Below are 26,002 nucleotides of genomic sequence, written 5' to 3'. Positions count from 1 at the left end.
CCCGTGCGCACCCGGCTCCTGGTCGTCCTGGTGGCCCTCGCCCTCGCCGTGGTCGCCGCGTTCGCCGTGCCGCTGCTGACCGCCACCGCCGAGCAGCGCACCCAGCAGCTGGTCATCTCGCGCACCGCCGACGTCGACCGGTTCGTCGTGCTCGCCCAACAGGCGGTCGACACCCACGACCCCGCGGCTCTCGCGGCCGACGCGGCGCGCTACGCCGAGCTGTACGGCGAAGGCGTCGTCATCGTCGACGCGCGGCGCGTCCCGCTGGTGCAGGCGGGCGGCCTGACCGCGGGCGATCCGGCGGTGCGCGGGCTGGTGGAGGCCGCCATGCGCAACGAACCGGCGCCGCGGGTGGACCGGCTGGACCCGTGGTCGGCCGAACCGGCCTACTTCGCCCGCCCGGTCGGCACCGGCACGCGCGTGTCCGGGGTGGTCGTGCTGCGCGCGTCGGTGACGGCGGCGGCCGCGGACGTCGCCACGCGCTGGGGCACCATCGGGGCCGGCGCGGCGCTGGTCGCGATGGTGTTCGTGCTGCTCGCCGTGGTGCTGGCCCGGTGGATGGTGCGGCCGCTGCACGAGCTCGAGACCGGGGTGCTGGCGGTGGCCGACGGGCACCGCGCGCACGTCCCGGAACGCACCGGGCCGCGCGAGCTGCGGTCGCTCGCGGCCGAGGTCAACCGGATGTCCGAGGCCGTGCTGGAAGCGGCCGAGCAGCAGCACCGGCTGGTCGCCGACGCCTCCCACCAGCTCCGCAACCCGATGGCCGCGCTGCGCCTGCGCGTCGATTCCCTGGCCCACCAGGTCGACGGCGACGACGCCACCTACCGCGCGACCGTCGCCGAAGTCGAACGCCTGGAGAAGCTCCTGGACGGCCTGCTCGCGCTCGCGCTGGCCGAAAGCACCGCGACCCGCGTCGCGGCCGGGGGCACCGACGAGGCGTGCGACCTCGCGTCCGTGCTCGCCGAACGCGTCGACGCCTGGCGCCCGGCCGCCGAAGACGCCGGGGCGACGATCGTGCCGCCGCCCGGCCACGACGAGCCGGTGACCGTGCGCTGCCCCGAAGGCGAGCTCGCGCAGATCCTCGACGTCCTGCTCGACAACGCCGTCCACTACGCCGGCCGCGGCGCGAAGATCACCACCGATTGGGAAACCGGCGGGGAAACCGCGACCCTCGTCGTCGCCGACGACGGACCGGGACTGTCCGAAGAGGACCGGACACGGGCGACCGAGCGGTTCTGGCGCGCGGGTGGCGAAGGCGCGCCGCGCGGGACCGGCCTCGGCCTGGCCATCGCGCACCAGCAGGTGCGCACCCGCGGCGGCGTCCTGGACCTGCGGCAGGCGCTCCCCCACGGCCTCGAAGTCCGCGTCACGCTGCCGCTGCAGGAGGAGCCGGGATGACGCTCACCCGCCGCACGGCCCTGCTCGGCGGCCTCGGCCTCGCCCTGGCCGGGTGTTCGACGTCCGGCTACCGCGGGCCCGAACGCACGCTCACCATCGCCGCCGGCGAGCGCGGCGGGTTCTACCTGGCCTTCGCCGGGCTCCTCGCGGCCGAGCTGAACCGGGCGGAACCGCTGCTGCACGCCCAAGCCGTGCCGACGGAAGCCAGCGTCGCCAACGTCGGCCTGGTCCAGCGGGGACAGGCCGACCTGGGGCTGGTGCTCGCCGACATCGCCCAGACCGCGCTCGTCGGCGGCCCCCCGTTCGCCGGTAAGGTGCCGCTGCTCGCGCTCGGCCGCGTCTACGAGAACTATCTGCAGCTCGTCGTGCGGGCGGACGGGCCGGTGCGCGAGCTCGCCGACCTCGCCGGGCGGCCGGTGTCCCTGGGCGCGAACGGCTCCGGCGCGGCACAGCTGGGGGAGCGCCTGTTCGCCAAGGCGGGAGTCGCGGTGGACGCCCGGCACCTGCGGTTCGACGACGCGGTCCACGCGCTGGCCGACCGCCGCGTCGACGCCATGCTGTGGTCCGGCGGCGTCCCGACGCCGAGACTGGCCGAGCTCACCCTCACGACCCCGATCGCGCTGCTCCCCCTGGATTCGGTGGTGCCCGCCCTGCGCGCGGCGTACGGACCGGTCTACGACCAGGTCCACGTCCCCGACGGCGCGTACCGCGGGGTGGGCGCGCTGAGCACGATCGGCGTGGCCAACCTGCTGGTGTGCGCGCCGTCCCTGCCCGACGACGTCGCCGCGGCCGTGGTCCGGCTGCTCGTCGAACGCGCCACGGCGCTGGTGCCCGCCGAAGCCGTCGGGACGCAGTTCCTCGACGTCCGGCCGCTGATCGGGACCCAGCCGGTGCCGCTGCATCCGGGCGCGGCGGCCGCGTACCGGGCCCTACACGGCTGACTGTGCTGATGGTTCCCGATCCGACCTCAGTCACGGCCGCATGATCTGGTCGCAAAGCTTGCGTGCCGCGCGGAGGGGGGCGGCCTGCTTCGGGTCGGATCGGGAACTAGATTGATGCTGTGACCGCACCTCGCCGCCCGATCGCCGAGATGCCGCTGCGCGTGCGCTACCACGAGTGCGACGGCCAGGGCATCGTCTTCAACGCCCACTACCTGGCCTATGTGGACATGTGCTCCTTCGAGGCGGAGAAGGCGCTGTTCGGTTCGCACGAGGAGTTCCTCGCCCACGGCGCCGACGTCGTGGTCGCCGAAGCGAACCTCAAGTTCCGCTCCCCCGCCCGCTACGACGACGAACTGGTCGTCTCGCAGTACCTGAACCACCTCGGGACGACGTCGCTGATCTTCGACTTCGAGATCCACCGCGGCGAGACCCCGATCGCGGCGGCGACCATCCGGTACGTGTTCATCGACCCGGCCACGCTGCGGCCGCAAGCGCCGCCCGAAGCCGTGCGCAAGGTCTACGCGACCCTGCTCGGGGACTGAGCCCGTGTTCCGCGTTCTCTTCTACCACCCCGAAATCCCGCCCAACACCGGCAACGCGATCCGCCTGGCCGCCAACACCGGCTGCGAGCTGCACCTGGTCGAGCCGCTCGGCTTCACCCTGGAGGACAAGCAGCTGCGCCGCGCCGGGCTCGACTACCACGACCTGGCGCGCGTGCACGTCCACGCTTCGCTCGCCGCGGCCTGGGAAGCGTTGCTGCCGGCCAAGGTCTACGCCTTCACCGCCTCGGCGACGCGGCTGTACACCGACGTCGCCTACACCCCGGGCGACGTCCTGATGTTCGGGCCCGAGTCGGTCGGGTTGCCCGCCGACGTCCAGGAAGCGCCCGAGGTGACCGAGCGCGTGCGGCTGCCGATGCGGCCGTCCAACCGGTCCCTGAACCTCGCCAACACCGCGGCCATCACGGTCTACGAGGCCTGGCGCCAGAACGGCTTCGGGGGCGCTTGATCGCCTTCCGGTAGGTTCGCCGGATGCGACAGCAGTTCCTGGGGGCGCTCATCGGCGCCGCGTTCGGCACGGTGTTCGTCCTGGTCAACTCCGGTGCCCCGCTTCCCGCGGCCCTCGGCTGGGTGCTGCGCGCCCTCGCCGTCGTGGCGCTCGCGGCGGTGGTGGTCCTCGGCGTCCGCGCGGGCGGGCGGCCGACGCTCGAAGGCCGGCCGGTGTTCGGCCCGAGCTACCGGGTGATCGTCATCGGCGAAGTGGTGCTGCTCGTCGCCGGGTTCTTCGTGCTGAGCCTGCTGGACGCGCCCGTGCAGGCCAACGTCGCCTGGATCGCCACGATCGTCGGCCTGCACTTCGTCGCGCTCGCCTCGGCGTGGCAGACCCGCTCGATCCTCGTGGTCGGCGTGGTCCTGACCGCACTCGGCGTCGCCGGGCTCGCCCTGCTCGGGACCGCCGCGGCGTGGGTGCCGTTCGTCAGCGGCGTGCTCTCGGGGGTGACTTTGCTCGGCGGAAGCCTCTACGGCGTCCGCCGAGCCTGAGTCACGGCAATCTCTGCCCGAAGAAGAGGCTGGCCGCCGCGCCCAGCATGAGGATCAGCGTGCCCACCACGACCCACGGCTTGCTCGCGTCGGCGTCCTTGAGCTCGTAGCCGATCTGCTCGCCGAGGTCCGCGTAGACCTTCTTCAGCTCCTCGGCGCTCGCTGCCTTGTAGAAGTCGCCGCCGGACAGCCGGGCGATCTCACGCAGGGACTCGTCGTCCACGCTGACCGGCTGGGCCTTGCCGTCGATGTCGACCGAACCGTGCGTGGTGCCGAACGAGATCGACGAGATCGGCACCCCGGCCTGCTTCGCCGCCTGCGCCGCGGTGTACCCGCCGCGCGCCGCGTACAGGTCCTCCGGCACCGTCTGCTTCCCGTCGGACATCAGCACGATCCGCGCCGGCGGCGGCCCGTCCGCCCCGCCGACGACGCTGGAGAAGCTCTCCACCGACTGCAGCGCCGCGAAGATGCCCTCGCCGGTCGCCGTCGACTGGGCCAGCTTCAGGTTCTCGATCGCCTTGATCACGCCGTTGCGGTCGGTCGTCGGGTTGACCAGCACCGTCGCCGTACCGGCGAAGGAGATCAGCCCCAGGTTGATGCCCGGCGTCATGTTCCGCGCGAAGCTCGTCGCCGCCTCCTGGGCCGCCTGCAGCCGTGTCGGCAGGACGTCGGTGGCCTCCATCGACAGCGAAACGTCGATCACCAGCATCACGGTCGCCCGGTTGCGCGGCACCTTCTGCTCGGCGGTCGGCCCGGCCAGCGCCACCGTGAGCAACAGCAGCGACAGCACGATCAGCACGGCCGGCAGGTGCCGGACCCAGCCCTGGCTCTTCGGCGCGACCTTCTCCAGGAGGTCCAGGTTGGCGAACCGCATGGTCCGCTTCCGGCGCGCCCGCTGGGCGAGCAGGTACCCGACGGCGACCGCGGCGACCGCGATCAGCAGCAGGAACCACCACGGCGACGCGAACCCCGTCAAACTCATGCGCACACCTCGCTGACGCTCGGTGCCGCCTGAGCCCGCAGCGCTGTGTTGAATGGTTCGGCCGCAAGCTCCACTGTGGTGAATGGCTCGGTCGCAAGCTCCACTGTGGTGAATGGTTCGGTCGCAAGCTCCCTCACGCTGCTCACGCGACACCCCCCGACCAGCGGCGCTTGCGGGCGACGACGAACCGCACCATGTCGGCGATCCAGTCGGCGTCCGTGCGCAGCGTCAGGTGGGCCGCACCGGCGCGGCGCAGGCCGGCCGCCACCTTCTGCCGGTGGGCGTGGGCCGCGGCCCCGAACTCCTTGCGCAGCAAGGCCGAAGCGTGCACTTCGCGCTGTTTCCCTGTCTCCGGGTCGGCCAGCACGACGGTGCCCACCTCGGGCAGGTCGACGTCGCGCGGGTCGAGGACTTCGATCGCGATCAGTTCGTGGCGCCCGCCCAGCGCCCGCAGCGGCCGCTCCCAGGACTCGTCGCCCAGGAAGTCGGAGATCACCACGGCCAGGCCACGGCGGCGCGGCGGGCGCCGCAGCGCTTCGAGGGCCTGGGCGAAGTCGCCCCGGGTGCCCTCGGCCGCGCGCGGCGTCTCGGCGAGCTTGCGCACCAGCCCGCGGGCGTGCGCCAGGCCGCCGCGGGCCGGGATGCGGGTGGTGTCGGCGCCGGTGGAGATCAGCGCGCCGATCCGGTTGCCGCCGCCCCCGGTGAGGTGCGCGACCGCCGCGACCGTGCAGACCACCAGGTCGCGCTTCTCGCACAGCGCGGTGCCGAAGTCGAGGCTCGCCGAAAGGTCGGCGACCACCCATGTCTCCAGCTCGCGGTCGGCCACCGTCTCGCGGATGTGCGGGGTCGTGGTGCGGGCGGTGACCGCCCAGTCCATCCGGCGCACGTCGTCGCCGGGCTGGTACGGGCGGGCCTCGCCGGGCTCGGATCCCGGCCCGGGCACCAGGCCGAGGTGGTTGCCCTGCAGCAGCCCGTCGAGCCGGCGGCGGACGTCGAGCTCCAGGGTGCGGAGGCCGGCTTCCAGGCGGTCGCCGCGCAGGATCGGCGGCGCCCACGAAGGGCGCTCGCCCTTCTCGTTCTTCGCCATCGCCGGGTTACCTGACCGGCGCGCCCGCCGGGACCGGGCCGCCTTGGCCGGCCCCGCCCTGCGGCCGGGCCGAGACCTGCGGCAGCGGCACGGTCTGCAGCACCCGCGTGATGATGTGGTCGATCGGCACGCCGTCGGCCAGCGCGTCGTAGGACAGCACGAGGCGGTGGCGCAGCACGTCCGGGACGACGTCGACGACGTCCTGGGGCAGCACGTAGTCGCGGCCGCGGACCAGGGCCAGCGCCCGCGCGGCGGCGATGATGCCGAGGCTCGCGCGCGGCGAAGCGCCGTAGGAGACCCAGCCGGCGACGTCGGCGAGGCCGTGCTCGTTCGGCGTCCGGGTGGTCAGCACCAGCCGGACGACGTAGTCGACCAGCGCGTGGTGCACGAACACCTGCGACGCGACGCCCTGCAGCCGGACCAGCTCGCCGGGGCTGAGCACCTCGTGCGGGGTGGGCGGGGTGACGCCCATCCGGTAGATGATCTCGCGCTCCTCCTCGGCGGAGGGGTACTCGACGACGATCTTGAACAGGAAGCGGTCGCGCTGCGCCTCGGGGAGCGGGTACACGCCCTCGTTCTCGATCGGGTTCTGCGTGGCGAGCACGAGGAACGGATCGGGCATCGGGAACGTCTGGCCGCCGATCGACACGTGCCGCTCGGCCATCACCTCGAGCATCGCCGACTGGACCTTGGCCGGCGCGCGGTTGATCTCGTCGGCGAGCACGAAGTTCGCCACGACCGGGCCGAGCTCGACGTCGAAGCGCTCGGCGCCCTGGCGGTAGATGCGGGTGCCGAGGATGTCGGCGGGCACCAGGTCGGGGGTGAACTGCACGCGGGAGAACGAGCCGCCGACGACCCGGGCGAACGTCTCCACCGCGAGGGTCTTCGCCACGCCGGGCACGCCTTCGAGCAGCAGGTGGCCCTTGGCCAGCAGGCCGACCAGCATCCGTTCGACCAGGCGGTCCTGGCCGACGATGATCCGCTTGACCTCGAACACGGTCCGCTCCAGCAACTGGGCGTCCCGCGCCGGTGTCGCCTGCTGGCCGTTCCCGCCCTCGGCGTAGCCGGGCTCGGTCACTCTGCCTCCTCGAATTCTCGTGCGCCGCCCCCGCGACGGTGATCACGCGGTGCGACCGTACTGCGCCCCCGGCCGTCGGTCTCATCCGGCACGCGGACGCCCCGCACTTCGCCCACGATCAGCCAACACGGTCAGCGGTGTGGCACCTGTGAAGCACCCTTTTCGAACTGACAGGGGCCGCGGGCTGAGCGAGGATGCGGAGATGACCCGTGTCCGGCTCGCCGAGCTGGTCGCCACCCTTTCGCTGGTGGCCGACCTCGGCATGGGCCGCCCCATGGAACGGGTCCTGCGCCAGACAGTGATCACGCTGCGGCTGGCCGACGCGGCCGGCGTCGAGCCCGGGATCAGGGCCGCGGCCTACTACACGTCGCTGCTGACGTGGATCGGGTGTGCTGCGGACACGAGCGAGCTGGCCGAGCTGTTCGGCGACGAGACGCAGCTGTACGCCGACAGCCACGACGGGGACCTGGCCGGGGTCACGATGGCGGTGTTCATCGCGCGCCACCTCGGCGGCGGCGGTTCGCGGCTGCGGCGGGCCGGGATGGTCGGCAAGTTCCTCGCCACGGCCGGGAAGCCGGTGCAGCAGGTGATGCAGGCCCACTGCCAGGGCGCCAGCGAGCTCGCGGACCGGCTGCGGCTCGGCGACGACGTCTGCCGCCCGCTGCTGCAGGCGTTCGAGCGGTGGGACGGCCGCGGTGTGCCGGGCCAGGCCGGCGGCGACGAGCTCGCCCTGGCGATGCGGCTGGTCCAGCTCGCCGACAACGTCGAGGCCTTCCACCACACCGCGGGGGTCGATGGCGCGCTCGCGGTCGCCCGCGAGCGCCGGGGCACGCAGTTCGACCCGCGGCTGGTGGACTGCTTCCTCGACCGGCACGCCACCGTGCTCGCCGGCCTCGACGAGATCCGGGCCTGGGACGAGGTGATCGCGCTCGACCCGCGGCTCGGCGAGCGGCTCCCCGAGGACGAGCTCGACGAGGCACTGCGGGCGTTCGCCGACTTCGCGGACCTCAAGTCACCCCACCGGCTGGGGCACTCCCGCGGCGTCGCGGAACTCGCCGCGACCGCGGCCGCCCGGCTGGGCCTGCCCGCGGACGACGTCGTCGTGGTGCGCCGGGCGGGGTGGGTGCACGACATCGGGATGATCGGCGTGCCGAGCGCGGTGTGGAACGCGCCGAAGCCGTGGTCGCTGGCCCAGCGCGAGCGGGCCCGGACCCACCCGTACCTGACCGAACGGATGCTGGCGCGGGTGCCGGCGCTGGCGGCGGTGGCGCGGTGCGCGGCGCAGCACCACGAACGGCTCGACGGCTCGGGGTACCCCCACGGTCTCGCCGGCGATGCCCTGGCGATGCCTTCGCGGGTCCTCGCGGCCGCGGACGTCTACCACGCGCTGGGCGAGTCCCGCCCGCATCGCGCGGCCCTGCCGGGCCCGGCGGCGGCGGAGGTCCTGGCCGGGGAGGCCCGGGCGGGGCGCCTCGACGGCCGGGCGGTCGAGGCCGTGCTGGCCGCGGCCGGGCGGCGGGTGCGCCGGACCCTGCCCGGCCGGTCCGGGCTGACGGCCCGGGAGACGGAGGTCCTGGTGCAGCTGGCGCGCGGGCTGTCCAACCCCGAGATCGCGGCGGCGCTGACGGTGTCGCGCAAGACCGTCTCGACGCACCTGGAGCACATCTACGCGAAGCTCGGGGTCTCGACGCGGACGCAAGCGGCGCTGTTCGCGATGCGCCACGGGCTCATCGGGTAGTTGCCCGATCCGCCCGGCCGCCGTCGCCCGTAGAACAGGGGCATGACCACAGCAACCACGGTTCCCGGAACCTTCCTCGACGGGCTGGCCGCCCAGGACTTCACCCGGCTCGCCTCCGCCCTGGCCGATGACGCCCACCTCACCGCGCTGGTCCCGCGAGGGCTGCGCGAGGCGCAGGGCGCGGACGAGATCCGGGCGACGTTCACCCGCTGGTTCGGCGACACGCTCGGCTTCGAGCTGCTCTCGTCGGGCGCGACGGAGATCGGCGCCCGGCTGCACCTGCACTGGCGGGCCCGGCTGCGGGCCGCGCGTCTCGGCGACGGCTGGTTCGTGGTCGAGCAGCAGGCGTTCGCCGACCCGGGTGCCGACGGCCGGATCGCCCGGATGACCCTGCTCTGTTCCGGCTACTGCCCGGACGGGCACTGAGAGGTGGCGGCGGTCGTCGACCCGGCCACCGGCGAGCCGTCCTGACCCGGGGCCACCCCGCCCGCCGCCGGCCGCGCCCTCAATGGCTCATTCAGGGCTTCGGAGGTGCTGAGAATGAGTCATCGAGGACCGCCGGTTCCCCGTCACCCAGCCGGTCAGCGGTGCCGTTCCAGGTCCTCGGGCGTGTCGATGTCGTCCGCTTCGCCCCGTTCCGCCGGGACCTCGGCCACCACCAGCCCGCCCAGGACGCGGCGCAGGGCCGCGTTCTCCGCCTGCTCCGGGACCGCCGCCCGCAGCGCCGCCAGGCGCCAGGCGCCGAGCAGCCACTGGCGCTCGCCCGCCGCGTCCACGAGCACCGCGCCGTCGCCGTCGCCGATGGCCGCCGTCAGCCTGTCCACTGTGGACCGGCGGACGCCCGGGAGGTCGGCGGCCAGCAGCACCACCGCCTCCACTTCGTCGGGCACGAAGACCAGGCCCGCCGCCAGCGCCGCCACCGGCCCGGTGCCCGGGACCGGTTCGCGGGTCCACACGACGTCGAAGCCCGGGCGGCGGGGGCCCACCGCGATCACGCGCTCGGCGCCGTCGAGGGCGTGGATCGCGCGGGCCAGCAACGGTTTCCCGCCCACCGACAACGCCGGCTTGTCCACGCCGGACAACCTGCGGGCCGAGCCACCGGCCACCACGATCCCCGCGTAGCGCACCGAGGCACCCTAGCGGCCCAGCACGAGGTAGGTGAAGCCCAGCACGCCCCGGTAGTCCCGGACGTAGTCGCGCAACCGCCGGTCGAGCCACTCCCGCACCCGCGGAGCGCGCGGGTCCTCCGGGTTGGCCATCACCCACTCCGCCCAGCCGGCGCGCGAGGTCGACTCGAAGTCGTCCCACTCCAGCTGGTCGGCGGTGCTCAGGTGCAGCACGCGCCAGCCGGCGCCGTCCGCGGCTTCGAGCAGCTCCGGCAGGGTCAGCAGGTCCGGGCCGAAGATCTCGAGGGCCGGCGGGCCCGGCGGAGCCGCCCAGAAGCCGTCGCCGTAGAGCAGCCGGCCGGACGGCCGCACCACGCGGGCGAGCGCTCCCAGCGCGGCCTTCGTCGAGCCGAAGATGTGGGCCGCACCGATGCAGAACGCCCGTTCGACCGGGAGGTCCCAGGTCGCGGCGTCCGACGAAGTGAACTCCACCGCCAGGTCCCGCGACGCGGCCGTCGTCCGGCCGCGGTCGAGGGCGGTCACGTCGGTGTCGACGCCGATCGCGTGCAGGCCCGGGGCCCGGGCGGCCGCCCGCAGCAGCAGTTCACCCCAGCCGCAGCCGAGGTCGACGAGGCGTCCGTGGTCCAGCTGCATCCGGTCGAGCAGCAGCTCCGCGTGCCGATCGGACAGGGGCGTGTTCCAGCGCATCCGGGTGCGCCGCAGTGCGTTCAGTTCCTCGTCCACCGGACGATCATGGAGCGCGCCCGCCGGGGCGTCGAACGGGTTTCAGCCGACCAGCCGGGTCGCGTACGGCATGATGCCGCCGTAGCGGACCGGGGCGACCCGCACCCGCAGGCCGGACTGCGGCGCCTCGACCATCTGCCCGCCGCCGAGGTAGAGCGCGACGTGGTGGATGCCGCCCGGGCCGCCCCAGAACAGCAGGTCGCCGCGGCGCATCTGGGACAACGGCACCTGACGGCCCGAGCCGTACTGGTAGCCGCTGTAGTGCGGCAGCGAACGGACCCCGGCGAAGGCGTAGATCATCAGGCCGGAGCAGTCGAAGCCGATCTTGTTGTAGTCGCCGTAGCGGTCGGCGACGCCGCCGTCGCGGATGCCGCGGGTCGCGCCGCTCGCATTGCCGCCGCCCCACGCGTACGGCATGCCGAGCTTGGACAGCGCCCGCGCGATCACCGCCTCGATCGACGAGCCGGCCGGGCCCGACGGCGCCGGGCCGCCCGCGGGACGGCCGCCGCCCCCGGACGCCGCGAGTGCGGCCTGACGTGCGCGTTCCTCGTCTTCACGCTGCTTCTGGGCCAGCCAGTCCTCGTAGCGCTGCCGCTGCCCCTGCAGGCCGCTGACCTTGGCCTGGGCGGCGTAGAGCTGCTGCTCGACGTCGGACTTGTTCTTCTCGAGCCGGGAGTTCTGGGCGGCCTGGCTGTCCTCGGCGCGCTCGGCGGTGGTCTGCGCGGCGTCGGCACTGGTCTTCGCCCGGCGCGCCGCGTCCTGCTTCTGCTGGGCGATCTCGGCGGCCTTGCGGGCCGCGGCGTCCTTGTTGGCCTTCTCGGTCTGCGCCTGCTGGAGCCGGTCGAGGGCGTTGAGCCGGTCGCCGCCGACGGCGTCGAGCAGCTGGGCGCGGGCCAGCATGTCCTTGGGGCTGTCCGCGCTCAGGTACGCCGAGAGCGAGCCGACCGTGCTGCCCTGCTGGAAGCTGGCGGCGGCGAACGTCCGGAGGTCCGCCCGGGCCTTCTCGATGGCCGCCGACGCCGCGTCCGCCTCGGTGCGCGCGGCCTTCGCGTCGTTCTCCGCCCGCGCCGCGTCGTCCTGCGCGGCCTGCAGGTCGACCAGGGCCTTGTTGGCCTGCTCCTGCTTGAGTTCGACGTCGTCCTGCAGCTGCGTCAGCTTCTGCTCGGCCTCGGCCAGCTGGTTGGTCAGCCGGCCGACCTCGCCGGCCTTCGCGTTCGCGTCGGCCTTGCCGGCCTGGATCTCCGAATCGCTGGGATTCGGCGGCGGCGGGGGCGCCGCCAGGCCCGTGCCGCCGGCGCCGCACAAGATCACCAGCGTGAGTGCGGTCACGCTGAGTCCCCGGCGGACGCGCGGCGCCCCCGGCTCCCGGCACCGTCCTAACAAGACCGCCACCTCCGCTCACCAGCGCACACCGCGTGTCACTGCAGTCACACCACTATCACAAGCATCAGCGGAAACTTACACAACGTAGGCACCAATTCCCCTCATTGAGGGACCCCTGGATCGGATGGCGCAGCCCACACCGCGTGTCGTCTTGTCCGTTAAACAGGACGCGCGTACTGTTTGAGGCACCGCGAGGTGTGCCATCCCGCATCCGGTCCTACGGTGGGGGTGCGCAAGACTCGCCCCACCGAACCGACCGAACTGACCCGGGACTCCCCTGCCGCACCGGCGCGGCGTCCCCGCCACTGGAGTTAGACGTGACCGCACCCGCCAGCAAGGACAGCTTCGGCGCCAAAGACACGCTGAAGGTCGGCGACGCCTCGTACGAGGTGTTCCGCCTGAACAAGGTCGAGGGCTCCGAGCGCCTGCCCTACAGCCTGAAGATCCTGCTCGAGAACCTGCTGCGCACCGAGGACGGCGCGAACATCACCGCCGACCACATCCGCGCCCTCGGTTCGTGGGACCCGAACGCCGACCCGTCGATCGAGATCCAGTTCACGCCGGCCCGCGTGATCATGCAGGACTTCACCGGCGTGCCGTGCGTCGTCGACCTGGCCACCATGCGCGAGGCCGTCACCGACCTGGGCGGCGACCCGGACAAGGTGAACCCCCTCGCCCCGGCCGAGCTGGTCATCGACCACTCGGTGATCATCGACGTCTTCGGCCGCGCCGACGCCTTCGAGCGCAACGTCGAGATCGAGTACGAGCGCAACCGCGAGCGCTACCAGTTCCTGCGCTGGGGCCAGGGCGCCTTCGACGAGTTCAAGGTCGTCCCGCCGGGCACCGGCATCGTGCACCAGGTCAACATCGAGCACCTCGCCCGCACGGTGATGTCCCGGGGCGGCCAGGCCTACCCCGACTCCTGCGTCGGCACCGACTCGCACACCACCATGGTCAACGGCCTGGGCGTGCTGGGCTGGGGCGTCGGCGGCATCGAGGCCGAGGCGGCCATGCTGGGCCAGCCGGTGTCGATGCTCATCCCGCGCGTCGTCGGCTTCAAGCTGACCGGCGAGATCCCGGCCGGCGTCACCGCCACCGACGTCGTGCTCACCATCACCGAGATGCTGCGCCGCCACGGCGTGGTCGGCAAGTTCGTCGAGTTCTACGGCGAGAGCGTCGCCGAGGTGCCGCTGGCCAACCGCGCCACCATCGGCAACATGAGCCCAGAGTTCGGCTCGACCGCGGCGATCTTCCCGATCGACGACGAGACCGTCCGCTACCTCAAGCTCACCGGCCGCTCGGCCGAGCAGGTCGCGCTGGTCGAGGCCTACGCCAAGGAGCAGGGCCTCTGGCACGACCCGTCGCGCGAGGCGGCCTACTCCGAGTACCTCGAGCTGGACCTGTCGACGGTCGTCCCGTCGATCGCCGGCCCGAAGCGCCCGCAGGACCGCATCGAGCTGTCGGACGCGAAGTCGTCGTTCCGCAAGTCGATCCACGACTACGTGAACGGCGAGCAGGAGACCCCGCACACCAAGGTCGACGAGGCCGTCGAGGAGTCGTTCCCGGCGTCCGACCCGGCGGCGCTGTCGTTCAAGGACGAGGACGCGGTCGACATCCAGTCGGCGGCCAACGGCGGCAGCGGCCGCCCGTCCAAGCCGGTCAAGGTCTCCAGCTCCGACCGCGGCGAGTTCATCCTCGACCACGGCGCCGTGGTGATCGCCTCGATCACCTCGTGCACCAACACCTCGAACCCGTCGGTCATGCTCGGCGCCGCGCTGCTCGCGCGCAACGCCGTCGAGAAGGGCCTCGCGGTGAAGCCGTGGGTCAAGACGTCGATGGCGCCGGGCTCGCAGGTCGTCACCGACTACTACACCAAGGCCAACCTGTGGCCGTACCTGGAGAAGCTGGGCTACCACCTGGTCGGCTACGGCTGCACCACCTGCATCGGCAACTCCGGCCCGCTGTCGGACGAGATCTCCGCGGCGATCCAGGAGAACGACCTCACCGCGGTCTCGGTGCTCTCGGGCAACCGCAACTTCGAAGGCCGGATCAACCCCGACGTGAAGATGAACTACCTCGCGTCGCCGCCGCTGGTCATCGCCTACGCGCTGGCCGGCACGATGGACTTCGACTTCGCGACCCAGCCGCTGGGCCAGGACACGGACGGCAACGACGTCTTCCTGAAGGACATCTGGCCGACGGCCAAGGAGATCCAGGAGACCATCGACCACGCGATCACGCAGGAGATGTTCACCAAGGACTACGCGGACGTCTTCGACGGCGGCGAGCGCTGGAAGTCGCTGCCGACGCCGGAGGGCAAGACCTTCGAGTGGGACGCCGAGTCCACCTACGTGCGGAAGCCCCCGTACTTCGAGGGCATGACGCCGGAGCCGGCGCCGGTCCAGGACATCACCGGCGCGCGCGTGCTGGCGAAGCTGGGCGACTCGGTCACCACCGACCACATCTCCCCGGCCGGCGCGATCAAGCCGGGCACCCCGGCCGCGCAGTACCTCACCGAGCACGGCGTGGAGAAGAAGGACTTCAACTCCTACGGCTCGCGGCGCGGCAACCACGAGGTGATGATCCGCGGCACGTTCGCGAACATCCGGCTGCGCAACCAGCTCCTCGACGACGTGCAGGGCGGCTACACCCGCGACTTCACGCAGGAGGGCGCTCCGCAGGCGTTCATCTACGACGCGGCGCAGAACTACGCCAAGCAGGGCACCCCGCTGGTCGTCCTGGGCGGCAAGGAGTACGGCTCGGGTTCGTCGCGTGACTGGGCGGCCAAGGGCACCTCGCTGCTGGGCGTCCGCGCGGTGATCACCGAGTCGTTCGAGCGCATCCACCGCTCGAACCTGATCGGCATGGGCGTCATCCCGCTGCAGTTCCCGCAGGGCGAGTCGGCCTCTTCGCTCGGCCTCGACGGCACCGAGACGTTCGACATCTCGGGCATCACGAAGCTGAACGACGGCGAGACCCCGCGCACGGTGCACGTCACGGCCACCAAGAACGACGGCACCAAGGTGGAGTTCGACGCGGACGTCCGCATCGACACCCCGGGTGAGGCGGACTACTACCGCAACGGCGGCATCCTGCAGTACGTGCTGCGGAAGATGACGCAGGCGTAAGGGTTTCCGTGTTCGAAGAGGGCCTCCCCGCTCGGTCGAGCGGGGAGGCCCTTCCTCATGCGGGAACGGCCACCCAGCGCACGCTCGACACCGACGGCTCCAGCGACAGCCGTGACACCGCGGCCTCCATCTGGGCGTCGTCGCGCTGGTCGCCGACCAGCTCGGCGCGGACCTCGACGGTGCGGTTCGCCAGGTCCGTGCTCAGGACCGACAGCAGCCGGAAGTCCGTGCGGGTCAGGGCCTGGACCAGCAGGGCCCGCACGTGGGCTTCGGCCTCGTCGCGGGTCACCGCCTGGAACTCGTACCGTGCCGGTGTCTCGTCGCCCGCCTCCGGGCGGCGGTCGACGACGCGGCCCAGCGGCCGCAGCACGACGTTCACCCCGACCACGACAGCGGTCCCGGCCACCGCGACGGCGTACAGGCCCGCGCCGGCCAGGGCGCCGACCGCGGCCGAGCACCACAGCGTCGCCGCCGTGTTGAGGCCGCGCACGTTCAAGCCGTCGCGGAGGATCACCCCGGCGCCGAGGAACCCGATGCCCGAGACGATCTGGGCCGCCACCCGGGTCGGGTCGGCGTCGCCGCTGGAGGACAGCCCGCCGAAGCCGTGGGCCGACAGCAGCACGAACAGCGTCGCGCCGACCGCGACCAGTGCGTTGGTGCGCAGCCCGGCCATCCGGGCGCGGAACTGGCGCTCGATCCCGATGACGGCACCCAGGCCGACGCCGGTGCCCACGCGCAGCAGCATTTCGAAGATGGTCATTTCGGCTCTTTTCCGGCGTGCGCGCACTGCCGGACAGGGGGCGGCCGGACTCAGCCCCGCCGGAAACCTCCGGTGAGCGCGCGCCCGGCCGTCCGTCGACTGTCCGCCGGCATGTGCCGCTCACCTCGCTTCCCGTGTTCGTCGATGATCAACTCCGCCAGGGTAGCCGGTCCCGCGGCCCGGGGAAGGGCCGCGGGACCGGGCTCACACTCAGAACGGCTGGACGTTCGGCTGGAACACCTGCCCGTTCGACGGCACCTTCAGGTCGGTCAGGTAGTCGGCCACGGCCTGGTCGACGCCGAGGGCGTCACCCAGGATGCAGTGCCCGAACGCGTCGACCGACAGCAGCCGGGTGTTGCCGAGCTCGGCCGCCATCCGCTGCGCGAACTTGTACTGCGTCGCCGGGTCGTAGTAGTTGCCGACCACGACCACCGGGACGTCGGTCTTCGCGCGCCACGGGCCGCGGTAGGCGTCCGGCTTCTTCGCCGGCCACACCGGGCAGGCCGCCGTGTCGGCGAACGCCTGGTAGCGGCCGAAGGTCCGCGATTCGCGTTCCCACTTGGCGGCGATGTCCGGCACCTGCTCCTGCCGGATCTTGAACGGCTTGTCGGAGCAGTTGACGGCGAAGTACGAGTCGTCGCCGGTGTAGGGGCTGTCCGGGTTCAGGTCGGCCAGGCCCTGCTTGCCGGGGGTGAGCGCCTTCAGCGGCTTGGCCACCAGGGCCTGGGCCTGCGCCCCCGCCGGGTGGATGACGTTGTAGAGCGTCTGCAGGTCTTCCGCCAGGCCGGCGAACGCCGACGGCGAGTACAGGACGCTCGACACGCCACCGGTGAACTGGTTGATGTCGAGCGGGTCGCCGCCCGGGAACGTGATCGGCTGCTTGCGGAGGTACTCCCGCAGCTCGTCGAACTTCGCCCGCGGGTTGCCGTCGCTGAACGCGCACTTCGCGCCCACCTGGTCGCAGCGCTTGAGGAACGCGTCGAGCGCGATTTCGAAGCCCTGCGCGCGTTCCCGGTCGTACTGGACGCCGTCGCTGGTGCGCAGCGCCGGGTCGACGTTGCCGTCGATCACGATCGCCCGCGACTGCTTCGGGAACATCGACGCGTAGGTCGAGCCGATCAGCGTCCCATACGAGAAGCCGACGTAGCTCAGCTTCTGGTCGCCGACCGCCGCGCGCAGCTTGTCGAGGTCGCGCACGACGTCCTTGGTGGACATGTGGTTGAGCAGCGAGCCCGCGTTGTTCTTGCAGAACTGCCCGTAGTCCCGGTAGCCGGCCAGCGTCCCGGAGATTTCGGTGCGGCTCAGCGGCACCGCGATCTGGGCGGCGAAGACCTCGTCGGCGTCTTCCTGGGTGGTGAAGCAGCGCAGCGGGTTGCTCTGCCCGACGCCGCGCGGGTCGAACCCGATCAGGTCGAAGCGGTCGAGCACCTGCGGCTGGAAGATGACCTGGCCGCTGATCGGCATCCGCAGACCCGAACCGCCGGGCCCGCCGGGGTTGAGGAACAGCGAGCCGACGCGCTTGTCGGGCGTGCGCGCGGCACGCTTCAGCAGGGCGATGTCGATGGTGCCCAGCGAAGCGTTGTCGTGGTCGATGGGCACCCGGTAGCGGGCGCAGCTGTAGAACTGCACCTGGTCGGCGGGTACGCCGGCGAGCGTGCCGGCCGGGCAGGTACCCCAGTTCGGTGCGGCGGTCGCACCGACGACGGCGGGCTTGACCGACGCGTCTTCGGCCGCCGCGGCGGTGCCGGCCGGCCCGGCCAGCCCCACGCCGGCCACGAGCGCCCCCACCAGTGCGAACGACCGCACCCGGCTCTGTGTGGATCTCGGCAAGACGTTCCCTCCCTAGGTCACGCACCTCGCCGTGAGAACACGTCGTCACGGCGCGTTACCCGGGAGAGACTGGCACAAAGCGGTGAATCCCGGCACCGGCCGAACGGATGGTCAGAAGCTATCGGGCCACCCGCGTGAGCACGAAAACCGGCAACGGCCGGGCCGCCTCGCGCTGCTCCATCGCGTAGCCCGGCCAGAATTCCAGGAGCTCGCGCCACATCCGGTCGTACTCCTCGCCGTGCAGCTCCCGCGCGACGACCTCGACCGGCTTCCCGGCCAGCGCCACCTCGCACTTCGGGTTCGACCGCAGGTTGAGCGCCCACGCCGGGTCGTGCGGACGGCCCCAGTTGGAGGCCGTCAGCACGAAGCCGTCGCCGCGCGGGTAGTAGAGCAGGTTGGTGCTGCGGGGCAGCCCGCTCTTGCGGCCGGTCGTGGTGAGCCGCAGCGACGGCAGCCCGGCGAGCGCCACGAGGCTCACCCGGCCGCCGAACGCCGCGTGCAGTTTCCGGTCCGCCCAGACGACGAACCGGGCCGTGCGCATCAGCCACGGTTTCGTGCCGGCGACCCGGGCGAGGGCCCGGAGAGGATTAGCCACGCACGGATTTTGCCAGGCTCACCCCGAACCGCTGCTGGGAGTCGGTCCACCAGTGTTCGAGGGCGAACCCGGCCGCGGCCAGCTCGGCCTCGATGCCGCTCGGGCGGAACTTGGCCGAGATCTCCGTCCGGACGTGCTCGCCCGCGGCGAAGGCCACCGTGAGGTCCGCACCGGGGATCTCCACGGTGAGGTCCCGGCGGGCCCGCAGGCGCATTTCGATCCACTCGTTCGCCGCGTCCCAGTACGAGACGTGCTCGAACTCGTCGGGGTCGAAGTTCGCGCCGAGGCGGGCGTTGAGCACCCGCAGCACGTTCTTGTTGAACTCGGCGGTGACTCCGGCGGCGTCGTCGTACGCCCGCTCGAGGATGCCCGCGTCCTTGACGAGGTCGGTGCCGAGCAGCAGCCACTCCCCCTCGTCCAGGACCTCCCGGACCGAACGCAGGAACACCGCGCGTTCGGCGGGCAGGAAGTTGCCGATCGTGCCGCCGAGGAAGGCCACGACCCGCGGCTGGCCGTCCGGCAGCAGGTCCAGGTGCTGGGTGAAGTCGCCGACGACCCCGCGGACGGCGAGGCCCGGATAGTCCTTCGAGATCGCTTCGGCCGCTTCGGCCAGCGCGGATTCGGACACGTCCAGGGGGACGAACGCCTCCAGGGTGCCGTGTCCGGTGAGCGCGTCGAGCAGCAGCCGGGTCTTCTCGCTGGACCCCGAGCCGAGCTCGACGAGCGTGTGCGCGCCGGTCAGCTTCGCGACGTCGCCGGCGTGCGCGGCCAGCACCTCGCGCTCGCTGCGGGTCGGGTAGTACTCCGGCAGCTGGGTGATCTTCTCGAACAGCTCGCTGCCGTCGGCGTCGTAGAACCACTTGGGCGGCAGCCACTTCTGGGCCGCGGTGAGCCCGGCGACGACGTCGGCGCGCAGTTCCGCGGTGACGGCGTCGCCGGAGCGGTGGTGGTCGAGATCGACTTCGGTCATGAGAGCTCCTGGGTGAGGGGAAGCAGGTCGACGCCGGCCGCGGTGGCGCGCACGGCGTGGTGCTCGGGGACGGGCCGCCAGCGCGGGTCGCCGTCGAGGGGTTCGGACGCCAGCCACACGTTGCTTCCGGGGGTTCCGGGTGGCGGAGCCCCCGGCCCGGGGCGAAGCCCCGGCACAACACTGGCGGCCGGGGTCTCCAGCACGGACAGCGCGTGCGTCCAGGTGGTGCCGATCAGCGTGGCACCGTCGGTGAGCAGGAAGTTGAGCCGGGAGCCGGGGGCGGCCGCCTCGACGGCGGCGGTCAGCGCCGCCACCGCCTTCAGCGGGTCCTCCCCCGTGGCCAGCCGGGCCCGCAGGAGGGCCCACAGCACCACCGAGTCCGTCGGCGCTTCCAGCGTCAGCAGCTCGGTGACCGGCAGGGTCTTGGCCAGTTCGGCCAGCGAGTCCGGGTAGCCGCGGACGACGCCGTTGTGGCTGAACAGCCACTTCCCGTCGGTGAACGGGGCCGCGGCCGCCTCGGTCACCGGCAGGCCGGTGGTGCCGTTGCGGACCGCGGCGACGAACGCGCCCGAGGTGACCGCCGCGGCCAGCGGCGGCAGCGTCTCGTCCGTCCACAGTGGAGTCGAACGCCGGTGGCGCAGCGGGGCCGAGCCCGGGCCGGGGTACCAGCCCAGCCCGAACCCGTCGGCGTTCACCGAGCCGCCGCCGCGCATGTCCGCCGGCGCGTAGGACTGCACCAGCAGGGAATGCGGCGCGCGGAAGAGCGCCTCGGCGGGCGGGACCGGCTCGCCGAGGTAGCCGATGTGGCGGCACATGCGCCTACCCCACCTCGCCGGGGGCGGCGTCGCGGGCGGTGCGGAAGCCGGCGAAGATCTGCCGCCGGATCGGGTAGTCCCAGTTGCGGAACGTACCGCGGATCGCCGCCGCGTCCGTGCCGAACGACCCGCCGCGCAGCACCTTGTACTCCGGCCCGAAGAACACCTCCGAGTACTCCCGGTACGGGAAGGCGGAGAAGCCCGGGTAGCCGTGGAAATCGGTCGAAGTCCACTCCCAGACGTCGCCGATCAGCTGGTGCACGCCGGTCGGCGACGCGCCCGCCGGGTACGCCCCCGCCGGCGCCGGGCGCAGGTGCCGCTGGCCGAGGTTGGCGTGCTCGGCCGACGGTTCGTCGTCGCCCCAGGGGAACCGGCGCGACCGGCCGGTGGCCGGGTCGAACCGGGCCGCCTTCTCCCACTCCGCCTCGGCCGGCAGCCGCCGCCCGGCCCAGGCCGCGTACGCCTCGGCTTCGTAGTAGGAAACGTGCACGACCGGCTCGCCGGCCGGGATCCGCTCGTACACGCCGAAGCGGGTCCGCCACCAGCCGTCCTGCTCGCGCTTCCAGAACCGCGGCGCGGTGATGCCGTTGTCCTGCCGGTACGCCCAGCCGGCCGGGCTCCACCACTGCTCGTCGTCGTAGCCGCCGCCGTCGAGGAACTCGACGTACGCATCGCACGTCACCGGCACGGTGTCCATCCAGAACGCGTCGACGGCGATCTCGTGCGCCGGGCGCTCGTTGTCCAGGGCCCACGGCTCGGCCGACGTGCCCATGGTGAAGGCACCGCCGGGCACCAGCACCTCGCGCGGCAGCGCGCCGGACCGCGCGGGCGGCGGCTCGGGCGCGTGCAGCACCGGGTCGCCCTTGCGGAGCTGGTGGGTGGCCAGCATCGTCTCGTCGTGCTGCTGCTCGTGCTGCGTGATCATGCCGAAGGCGAACGCCTGCTCGGTCAGCCGCCTGCCTTCCAGCGGCGCGTGCTCCAGCACGTCGAACGCCTTCTCGCGGACCTGCTTGACGTACGCGCGCGCCTCGGCCGGGCCGAGCAGCGGCAGCTCCGGCCGGTCGGCGCGGGCGTGCTGGAAGGCGTCGTAGATGTCGTCGATGTCCGGGCGCAGCGGCTCCCGGCCGCCGACATCGCGGACCAGCCACAGTTCTTCCTGGACGCCAATGTGCGCCAGGTCCCAGACCAGCGGCGACATCAGCTTCGAATGCTGGCGGACCAGGTCCTCGTCGTCCACGGCGTCGGTCAGCGCGACGCTGCGCGCCCGGGCTCGCGTCAGTGCCTCCGCCGCGCGGGCGCGCAGGTCCTGCGCGCTCAGGTCGTGCAGTGCTTCCGTGCTCATGCTTCGCTCCTCGATCGGTACGCGCGCCCCAGCACGCTCTCGCTGATCCCGGTGATCGACTCCGCCGCCAGCCCGGTCGCGCCCAGCTCGGCGCAGCCCAGGTCGGCCAGTGCCGCCGCCGCGGCCGCCAGCTCCGGGTCGGCCAGGCCGCGCCGCGCCGCGGTGGTCCACCGGTCCGCGACCGGCGCGCAGATCTCGCGCACCTTGTCGACGGTGGCCGGGCGGGCGAGCAGCGCGGACACCAGCGCCACCGGCGCCAGCCACTCGTCCGGCGGTTGCGCGTCGAGGTACCGGATCTCCAGGTACCCCTGCGGGCGGACCGGCGTGAACATCGTCGTGAGGTGGTAGTCGAGATCTTCGACGGTGGGCCGTGGCAGCAGCGCGGCCGCGCCCCGGCCGTCGATCCAGTCGGCGAACGTCAGTCCCTCGGGCGCGTCCCACGGCCGGTCGCCGCGGGGCAGCACCATCAGGGGGACGTCCATCAGGCGCGCGGCCCACTCCCCGGCCGGGTCTTCGCCCGCCACGGTGGCCGTGCGCGTGCGCACCGCTTCCGTGTCGTGCACCGCCAGCCAGCGGGCGGAGGCGTGGCCGGTGTCGCGCCCGGCGTGGACGCGGGAGTTGGCGAAGAGCGCGAGCAGCGGCGGGCCCATCGCGTGCGCGGCCGCCCACCGCGCGGCGTAGTGCTCGGGCTCCCCCGCGTCGACGCAGACCTGCAGGCCCGCGGTGCTGCACATCATCGCGAGGCCGCCGGGACCGATCGGCGCGAAGCGGCGCTCCATGGCCGCGTACCGCGGGGTGTGGAGGAGCCGGCGGGGCGCGCGGTACGCGTCGATGCCCGTTTCACCCAGGACGAGGCCGTGGGCGCCGAGGCGGTCGCGCAGGTGGTGGAGGTCGGCCGTGACGACTGCGTCGAGCTCACGCAGGGAGGCCTGGGGAAGAGCGGAGATCTCGACCTGGCACCCGGGTTCGAGGCTCACGGGCGAGCCGGCCGGGAGGGGCGAGGCGGGGCTGCCGGGGCGGAGCGTCCGCGGGGTGTGCGGACCCAGCGCCGAGGCGAGGACGTCGGGATCGAGGGGTCTGGCCGGGTCGTCGGCATGGTGCACGGTGAATTCCAGCTCCACGCCGGTCAGGCGGGGCGGGCCGTGCTTGAAACACACCGATGCGACGTACGCCTCGCCGGCCGCGCGGTCCGCCAGGACCCGCGCGGTGCGGTTCGACGCACTACCCGACTTCTCGGGGAAATCGTGCACCGCTGTCATGTCCGTTCCTGTTCCGTGGATGGGGGAACTTCTCGCCTTCGGACGCTACACGCGGGGTACGACAAATTCAGGGCGGATCTTGCGCACCGGGAGGTGGTCACCACCCTGTAAGAAGTCCCTGATCAGGGCAAAGCCGGTTCGGTGCCGAGTCCGAGCTCGGCCGCGGAGGCCCGCACGGCGTCGATCACGAGGTGCAGCGCGGGCCGCCGGAACGCGGTGCGCCGGTAGGCGATCGACACCGTCCGCAGCAGCGGCGTGGTGAGCGTGACGACGTCGATCCCGGGCGGCCGCAGCAGGCGCAGGCCCAGGTCGGACACGAGGGTGATGCCGAGCCCGGCGCCCACCATCGCCATCGCCGTCGACTGCTCTTCGACCTCGTGGTTGATCTTCGGCGCGAAGCCGTGCCGCTGGCAGGCGGTGCGCATCGCGCGCCCGAAGTGCGACTTGGGGCTGGCCAGGATCCACGGGTGTTCGGCCAGGTCGTGCAGCGACGCCGCCCCCGACGGCACGGCGCCGCGCGGCACCGCGGCGTGCAGCCGCTCGACGGCCACGACCGCGCGTTCCAGGCCGGCGTCCCACGGCGTCGGCGCGTCGGAGTAGTCGATGACGAACGACAGGTCGAGACGGCCGTCGCGGACCGCGTCGGCGGTGTCCTCGGGGGCCAGCTCGCGGGTGCGCACCTCGATGCCGGGGTGCGCCCCGGCCAAGGCGGTCAGCGCCGTGGGCAGCAGGCCGGAGGCCACCGACGCCCACACGCCGGCGGTCAGCCGGACCGTGCGCGCTTCCTGGGCCTCCTCCAGGGCGAGTGTCGCGCGTTCGACCGAGCCGAGGATCTCTTCGGCGTGCTCGGTGAGCAGGGTGCCGAGCTCGGTCAGCTGGACGCGCCGGCCCAGCCGTTCGAACAGCTTTGCGCCCACGTCCCGTTCGAGCTGCGCGAGCTGCTGCGACACCGCCGAAGCGGTGTAGTGCAGTGCCGCGGCCGCCGCCGTCACGGTGCCCCGGCGGTGCAGCTCGCGCAGCATCCGCAAGCGGTGCAACGAAAGCTCCATACACAAAACCTAAACGAGATCGTGCAGCAGCGTTAAATGGACGGGCGGGCCGCCCGGGGCGCACGCTCGTGGTGGCGGTCACGAGGCCGCCCCGGACTTCCCTGGAGGTGAGTGGCCTGATGACCCCCGCCCCGCCGCTGATGCGGCTCACGTGGACCGATCCCGTCACCGGCGCGCCCGGCTACCTGGTCGTGCACAGCCTGGTCTCGGGCGTCGCCACCGGCGGCACCCGGATGCGGGCCGGCTGCACGATGACCGAGGTCGAGGACCTCGCCCGGGGCATGGCCAACAAGACCGCCACCTTCAACCTGCCGGTCGGCGGGGCCAAGGGCGGCATCGACTTCGACCCCAAGGACCCGCGCGCGTTCGACGTGCTGAAGCGCTTCTGCGCGTTCCTGCGGCCGTGGCTCGACGCGCACTGGGTGACCGCGGAGGACCTCGGCGTGCCGCAGCACCTGATCGACTCGGTGTTCGCCGAGCTCGGGCTGGAGCAGTCGTACCACGCGGCGATCCGCCGTTCGGCCGACCCGGCGCGCACCCTGCGCCGGGTGCAGGCGGGCCTCAACGCGCCGGTGCCCGGCGGGCTGCTGCTCGGCGACGTCGTGGGTGGCTACGGCGTGGCGCAGGCGTGCCTGGGTGTCGCGGCGGCGTGGGACTGGGACGTCCGCGAAACGACGGTGGCCATCCAGGGCATCGGCACCATGGGCGGCGGCGCGGCCTGGTACCTGCACGAAGCCGGGGTGAAGGTGGTCGCCGTGGCCGACGCCGCGGGCACCCTGTACGACCCGGCGGGCCTCGACGTCCCGGCGCTGCTCGAACTGCGCGACCGCTTCGGCGAGGTGGACCGGTCCCGGCTGCCCGCCGGGGTCCGTTCCCTGCCGCGGGAGACGATCGTCGGGATCGACGCGGACATCTTCGTGCCGGCCGCGATCTCCTACGCGCTGCGCCCGGACAACGAGAGCGTGGTCAAGGCCAAGGTGGTCGTCGAAGCGGCCAACGCGGCGACCACGCCGGAAGCGGAAGCCGCGCTGTCGGCCCGCGGAGTCGCGGTGGTGCCCGACTTCGTCGCCAACGCGGGCGCCGCCGCCTGGGCGTGGTGGCTGCTGCTCGGCGAGGTCGGCGCGGACCCGGCGGACTCGTTCCTGCGGCTGCGCACGGAAATGCGGGCGAAGATCGCGCTGCTGCTGGCGGACTGGAACATGGACCGGCTGCCGCTGCGCCGCACCGGGCTCCGGCTCGCCGAGGCCAACCGGGCCCGGCGCGCCGAAGCCGCGCTCGCCCCGGAAGGCGAGCCGGGGCTGCTCATCCCCTGAGCGCGAACCGGTCGGTCGCGCCGATCAGGACGTCCTGCATCGACGCGGCCGACACGGTGTGCCCGACGTCGTCCAGCAGCACCAGTTCGCTGCCCGGCCAGGCGTGGTGCAGGAGCCAGGGCGTGCCGACGAGGTTGCTCGTGTCGAGCACGCCCTGGGCCAGCACGGCGGGGATGCCGGCGAGCTTGCCGAGGTTGCGCAGGATTTCGCCGTCCGGGAGGAACACGCGGTTGCTGAAGTAGTGCGTGACGAGCCGGGCGAAGCAGAGCCGGTAGGCCGGGTCCTCGAAGACGTCGTGCGGCGGCACGCCCGGCAGCATCGCGTCCTCCCAGGCACACCAGTCCCGCGCGGCCTGGTGGTGGACGGCGGGGTCCGGGTCCATCAGCAGCCGGTGGTAGGCCGCCGAAAGGTCGCCGTCGCGCTCGCTCTCCGGCACGCCTGCGCGGAACTTGGCGAAGCCCTCCGGGAAGTACGCGCCGAGGCCGCGGATGAGCAGTTCGATCTCGGCGAAGCGGTCGGTCGCCAGGCCCATCAGCACGATCTCGCCGACCCGCTCGGTGTGCCGGAGCGCGTAGGTCAGGCTGAGCACCGAGCCCCAGGAACCGCCGAACAGCAGCCACTTCTCGATGCCGAGGTGGCCGCGCAGGCGCTCGAAGTCGGCCACCAGGTGGTCGGTGGTGTTGGTGGACAGGTCGGCGACCGGGGCGCCGGCGTGCGGGGTGCTGCGGCCGCAGCCGCGCTGGTCGGCCAGGACGATCCGGTAGCGCGCGGGGTCGAAGAACCGGCGGACGTTTTCCGAGCAGCCGGAGCCGGGGCCGCCGTGCACGACGAGCGCGGGCTTGCCGTCCGGGTTCCCGCAGGTCTCCCAGTAGATTTCGTGACCGTCACCGACGTCGAGCATGCCGTGCTCGTAGGGTTCGATCGCGGGGTACAGCATGCGCGT

At 72.8% G+C, this 26,002-nt stretch carries 24 protein-coding genes; 9 read left to right on the top strand and 15 right to left on the bottom strand.

Annotation, left to right across the window (positions count from 1 at the left end; all coding sequences use genetic code 11):
- Positions 1 to 3 precede the first annotated feature (3 nt).
- From ACWED2_RS36650 to ACWED2_RS36630, 5 genes are all read left to right on the top strand, one after another.
- Positions 4 to 1,398, top strand: a complete 1,395-nt coding sequence (locus ACWED2_RS36650; protein ID WP_449695101.1) for a sensor histidine kinase — start codon at positions 4 to 6, stop codon at positions 1,396 to 1,398.
- Positions 1,395 to 2,339, top strand: coding sequence for a TAXI family TRAP transporter solute-binding subunit (locus ACWED2_RS36645; RefSeq protein WP_449695100.1), 945 nt, complete (start codon positions 1,395 to 1,397; stop codon positions 2,337 to 2,339). The genes ACWED2_RS36650 and ACWED2_RS36645 overlap by 4 nt, the downstream gene beginning before the upstream one ends.
- 119 nt (positions 2,340 to 2,458) lie before the next feature.
- Positions 2,459 to 2,881 (top strand): acyl-CoA thioesterase, encoded by a 423-nt coding sequence (locus ACWED2_RS36640; RefSeq protein ID WP_449695099.1) that lies wholly within the window; start codon positions 2,459 to 2,461, stop codon positions 2,879 to 2,881.
- A 4-nt stretch (positions 2,882 to 2,885) separates the two neighbouring features.
- The gene (locus tag ACWED2_RS36635) at positions 2,886 to 3,347 is read left to right on the top strand and encodes a tRNA (cytidine(34)-2'-O)-methyltransferase (RefSeq protein WP_449695097.1); all 462 of its coding nucleotides are present in this window, start codon (positions 2,886 to 2,888) and stop codon (positions 3,345 to 3,347) included.
- A gap of 23 nt (positions 3,348 to 3,370) precedes the next feature.
- The gene (locus ACWED2_RS36630) at positions 3,371 to 3,880 is read left to right on the top strand and encodes a hypothetical protein (protein WP_449695096.1); all 510 of its coding nucleotides are present in this window, start codon (positions 3,371 to 3,373) and stop codon (positions 3,878 to 3,880) included.
- 1 nt (position 3,881) lies between these two features.
- Here ACWED2_RS36630 and ACWED2_RS36625 read toward each other — a convergent pair whose 3' ends face one another.
- From ACWED2_RS36625 to ACWED2_RS36615, 3 genes are all read right to left on the bottom strand, one after another.
- Positions 3,882 to 4,862 carry a VWA domain-containing protein gene (locus ACWED2_RS36625; RefSeq protein WP_449695095.1) on the bottom strand — a complete coding sequence of 327 codons (981 nt, stop codon included), beginning with the start codon at positions 4,860 to 4,862 and terminating at the stop codon, positions 3,882 to 3,884.
- Between the two features lie 142 nt (positions 4,863 to 5,004).
- Entirely contained in the window at positions 5,005 to 5,949 is a 945-nt protein-coding gene (locus tag ACWED2_RS36620) for a DUF58 domain-containing protein (protein WP_449695094.1), read from the bottom strand.
- Between the two features lie 7 nt (positions 5,950 to 5,956).
- On the bottom strand, positions 5,957 to 7,027 hold the full coding sequence (locus ACWED2_RS36615; protein WP_033260648.1) for an AAA family ATPase: 1,071 nt from the start codon (positions 7,025 to 7,027) through the stop codon (positions 5,957 to 5,959).
- Positions 7,028 to 7,229: 202 nt separating this feature from the next.
- Here ACWED2_RS36615 and ACWED2_RS36610 point away from each other — a divergent pair, with 202 nt between their 5' ends.
- Together ACWED2_RS36610 and ACWED2_RS36605 are read left to right on the top strand one after the other, a co-directional pair.
- Positions 7,230 to 8,765 (top strand): HD domain-containing phosphohydrolase, encoded by a 1,536-nt coding sequence (locus tag ACWED2_RS36610; protein ID WP_449695093.1) that lies wholly within the window; start codon positions 7,230 to 7,232, stop codon positions 8,763 to 8,765.
- Positions 8,766 to 8,807: 42 nt separating this feature from the next.
- A complete protein-coding gene (locus tag ACWED2_RS36605) occupies positions 8,808 to 9,191 on the top strand; it encodes a nuclear transport factor 2 family protein (protein WP_449695092.1) in 384 nt (127 codons plus the stop codon).
- A gap of 155 nt (positions 9,192 to 9,346) precedes the next feature.
- Here the strand turns inward: ACWED2_RS36605 and mobA are convergent, their stop codons facing one another.
- From mobA to ACWED2_RS36590, 3 genes are read right to left on the bottom strand one after another with little or no spacing between them, the layout of a single operon-like run.
- A complete protein-coding gene (mobA, locus tag ACWED2_RS36600) occupies positions 9,347 to 9,892 on the bottom strand; it encodes a molybdenum cofactor guanylyltransferase (RefSeq protein WP_449695091.1) in 546 nt (181 codons plus the stop codon).
- A gap of 9 nt (positions 9,893 to 9,901) precedes the next feature.
- A complete protein-coding gene (locus ACWED2_RS36595; protein ID WP_449695090.1) occupies positions 9,902 to 10,615 on the bottom strand; it encodes an SAM-dependent methyltransferase in 714 nt (237 codons plus the stop codon).
- Between the two features lie 42 nt (positions 10,616 to 10,657).
- A complete protein-coding gene (locus tag ACWED2_RS36590) occupies positions 10,658 to 12,007 on the bottom strand; it encodes an NlpC/P60 family protein (RefSeq protein WP_449695089.1) in 1,350 nt (449 codons plus the stop codon).
- Positions 12,008 to 12,315: 308 nt separating this feature from the next.
- Here ACWED2_RS36590 and acnA point away from each other — a divergent pair, with 308 nt between their 5' ends.
- The gene (gene acnA, locus ACWED2_RS36585; RefSeq protein WP_449695088.1) at positions 12,316 to 15,126 is read left to right on the top strand and encodes an aconitate hydratase AcnA; all 2,811 of its coding nucleotides are present in this window, start codon (positions 12,316 to 12,318) and stop codon (positions 15,124 to 15,126) included.
- Between the two features lie 55 nt (positions 15,127 to 15,181).
- Here the strand turns inward: acnA and ACWED2_RS36580 are convergent, their stop codons facing one another.
- The 8 genes from ACWED2_RS36580 to ACWED2_RS36545 form a co-directional block, all read right to left on the bottom strand.
- Complete coding sequence (locus ACWED2_RS36580; protein WP_449695087.1) at positions 15,182 to 15,886, bottom strand: MgtC/SapB family protein; 705 nt, start codon at positions 15,884 to 15,886, stop codon at positions 15,182 to 15,184.
- Between the two features lie 210 nt (positions 15,887 to 16,096).
- Positions 16,097 to 17,692: an alpha/beta hydrolase gene (locus tag ACWED2_RS36575; protein WP_449695136.1), complete on the bottom strand. Its 1,596-nt coding sequence runs from the start codon at positions 17,690 to 17,692 to the stop codon at positions 16,097 to 16,099.
- A 142-nt stretch (positions 17,693 to 17,834) separates the two neighbouring features.
- On the bottom strand, positions 17,835 to 18,257 hold the full coding sequence (locus tag ACWED2_RS36570; RefSeq protein ID WP_449695135.1) for a nitroreductase family deazaflavin-dependent oxidoreductase: 423 nt from the start codon (positions 18,255 to 18,257) through the stop codon (positions 17,835 to 17,837).
- A gap of 46 nt (positions 18,258 to 18,303) precedes the next feature.
- On the bottom strand, positions 18,304 to 19,281 hold the full coding sequence (egtD, locus tag ACWED2_RS36565; RefSeq protein WP_449695086.1) for an L-histidine N(alpha)-methyltransferase: 978 nt from the start codon (positions 19,279 to 19,281) through the stop codon (positions 18,304 to 18,306).
- Positions 19,278 to 20,096 (bottom strand): ergothioneine biosynthesis protein EgtC, encoded by an 819-nt coding sequence (gene egtC / locus ACWED2_RS36560; RefSeq protein WP_449695085.1) that lies wholly within the window; start codon positions 20,094 to 20,096, stop codon positions 19,278 to 19,280. Before egtC ends, egtD begins: the two co-directional genes overlap by 4 nt.
- A 4-nt stretch (positions 20,097 to 20,100) precedes the next feature.
- Positions 20,101 to 21,438: an ergothioneine biosynthesis protein EgtB gene (gene egtB / locus ACWED2_RS36555; RefSeq protein WP_449695084.1), complete on the bottom strand. Its 1,338-nt coding sequence runs from the start codon at positions 21,436 to 21,438 to the stop codon at positions 20,101 to 20,103.
- A complete protein-coding gene (locus tag ACWED2_RS36550; protein ID WP_449695083.1) occupies positions 21,435 to 22,697 on the bottom strand; it encodes a glutamate-cysteine ligase family protein in 1,263 nt (420 codons plus the stop codon). Before ACWED2_RS36550 ends, egtB begins: the two co-directional genes overlap by 4 nt.
- A gap of 122 nt (positions 22,698 to 22,819) precedes the next feature.
- A complete protein-coding gene (locus ACWED2_RS36545) occupies positions 22,820 to 23,746 on the bottom strand; it encodes a LysR substrate-binding domain-containing protein (protein ID WP_449695082.1) in 927 nt (308 codons plus the stop codon).
- A 119-nt stretch (positions 23,747 to 23,865) separates the two neighbouring features.
- Between ACWED2_RS36545 and ACWED2_RS36540 the strand changes: the two genes are divergently transcribed.
- Complete coding sequence (locus ACWED2_RS36540; protein WP_449695081.1) at positions 23,866 to 25,059, top strand: Glu/Leu/Phe/Val dehydrogenase dimerization domain-containing protein; 1,194 nt, start codon at positions 23,866 to 23,868, stop codon at positions 25,057 to 25,059.
- Here the strand turns inward: ACWED2_RS36540 and pip are convergent.
- Positions 25,049 to 25,996, bottom strand: coding sequence for a prolyl aminopeptidase (pip, locus tag ACWED2_RS36535; protein ID WP_449695080.1), 948 nt, complete (start codon positions 25,994 to 25,996; stop codon positions 25,049 to 25,051). The genes ACWED2_RS36540 and pip overlap by 11 nt on opposite strands.
- Positions 25,997 to 26,002: the final 6 nt, after the last annotated feature.

This window comes from Amycolatopsis sp. NPDC005003 (assembly GCF_053600695.1).
Note: the sequence above shows the minus strand (reverse complement) of the source record. Positions and strands in the feature narration are given on the sequence as shown.

Excerpts from the sequence above, each read along its gene's own strand:
- ACWED2_RS36645 (WP_449695100.1), top strand. The coding sequence starts at position 1,395 with ATGACGCTCACCCGCCGCACGGCCCTGCTCGGCGGCCTCGGCCTCGCC.
- ACWED2_RS36630 (WP_449695096.1), top strand. The coding sequence starts at position 3,371 with ATGCGACAGCAGTTCCTGGGGGCGCTCATCGGCGCCGCGTTCGGCACG.
- ACWED2_RS36625 (WP_449695095.1), bottom strand. The coding sequence starts at position 4,862 with ATGAGTTTGACGGGGTTCGCGTCGCCGTGGTGGTTCCTGCTGCTGATC.
- ACWED2_RS36620 (WP_449695094.1), bottom strand. The coding sequence starts at position 5,949 with ATGGCGAAGAACGAGAAGGGCGAGCGCCCTTCGTGGGCGCCGCCGATC.
- ACWED2_RS36610 (WP_449695093.1), top strand. The coding sequence starts at position 7,230 with ATGACCCGTGTCCGGCTCGCCGAGCTGGTCGCCACCCTTTCGCTGGTG.
- ACWED2_RS36605 (WP_449695092.1), top strand. The coding sequence starts at position 8,808 with ATGACCACAGCAACCACGGTTCCCGGAACCTTCCTCGACGGGCTGGCC.
- ACWED2_RS36580 (WP_449695087.1), bottom strand. The coding sequence starts at position 15,886 with ATGACCATCTTCGAAATGCTGCTGCGCGTGGGCACCGGCGTCGGCCTG.
- ACWED2_RS36570 (WP_449695135.1), bottom strand. The coding sequence starts at position 18,257 with ATGCGCACGGCCCGGTTCGTCGTCTGGGCGGACCGGAAACTGCACGCG.
- egtD (WP_449695086.1), bottom strand. The coding sequence starts at position 19,281 with ATGACCGAAGTCGATCTCGACCACCACCGCTCCGGCGACGCCGTCACC.
- egtC (WP_449695085.1), bottom strand. The coding sequence starts at position 20,096 with ATGTGCCGCCACATCGGCTACCTCGGCGAGCCGGTCCCGCCCGCCGAG.
- egtB (WP_449695084.1), bottom strand. The coding sequence starts at position 21,438 with ATGAGCACGGAAGCACTGCACGACCTGAGCGCGCAGGACCTGCGCGCC.
- ACWED2_RS36550 (WP_449695083.1), bottom strand. The coding sequence starts at position 22,697 with ATGACAGCGGTGCACGATTTCCCCGAGAAGTCGGGTAGTGCGTCGAAC.
- ACWED2_RS36545 (WP_449695082.1), bottom strand. The coding sequence starts at position 23,746 with ATGGAGCTTTCGTTGCACCGCTTGCGGATGCTGCGCGAGCTGCACCGC.
- ACWED2_RS36540 (WP_449695081.1), top strand. The coding sequence starts at position 23,866 with ATGACCCCCGCCCCGCCGCTGATGCGGCTCACGTGGACCGATCCCGTC.
- pip (WP_449695080.1), bottom strand. The coding sequence starts at position 25,996 with ATGCTGTACCCCGCGATCGAACCCTACGAGCACGGCATGCTCGACGTC.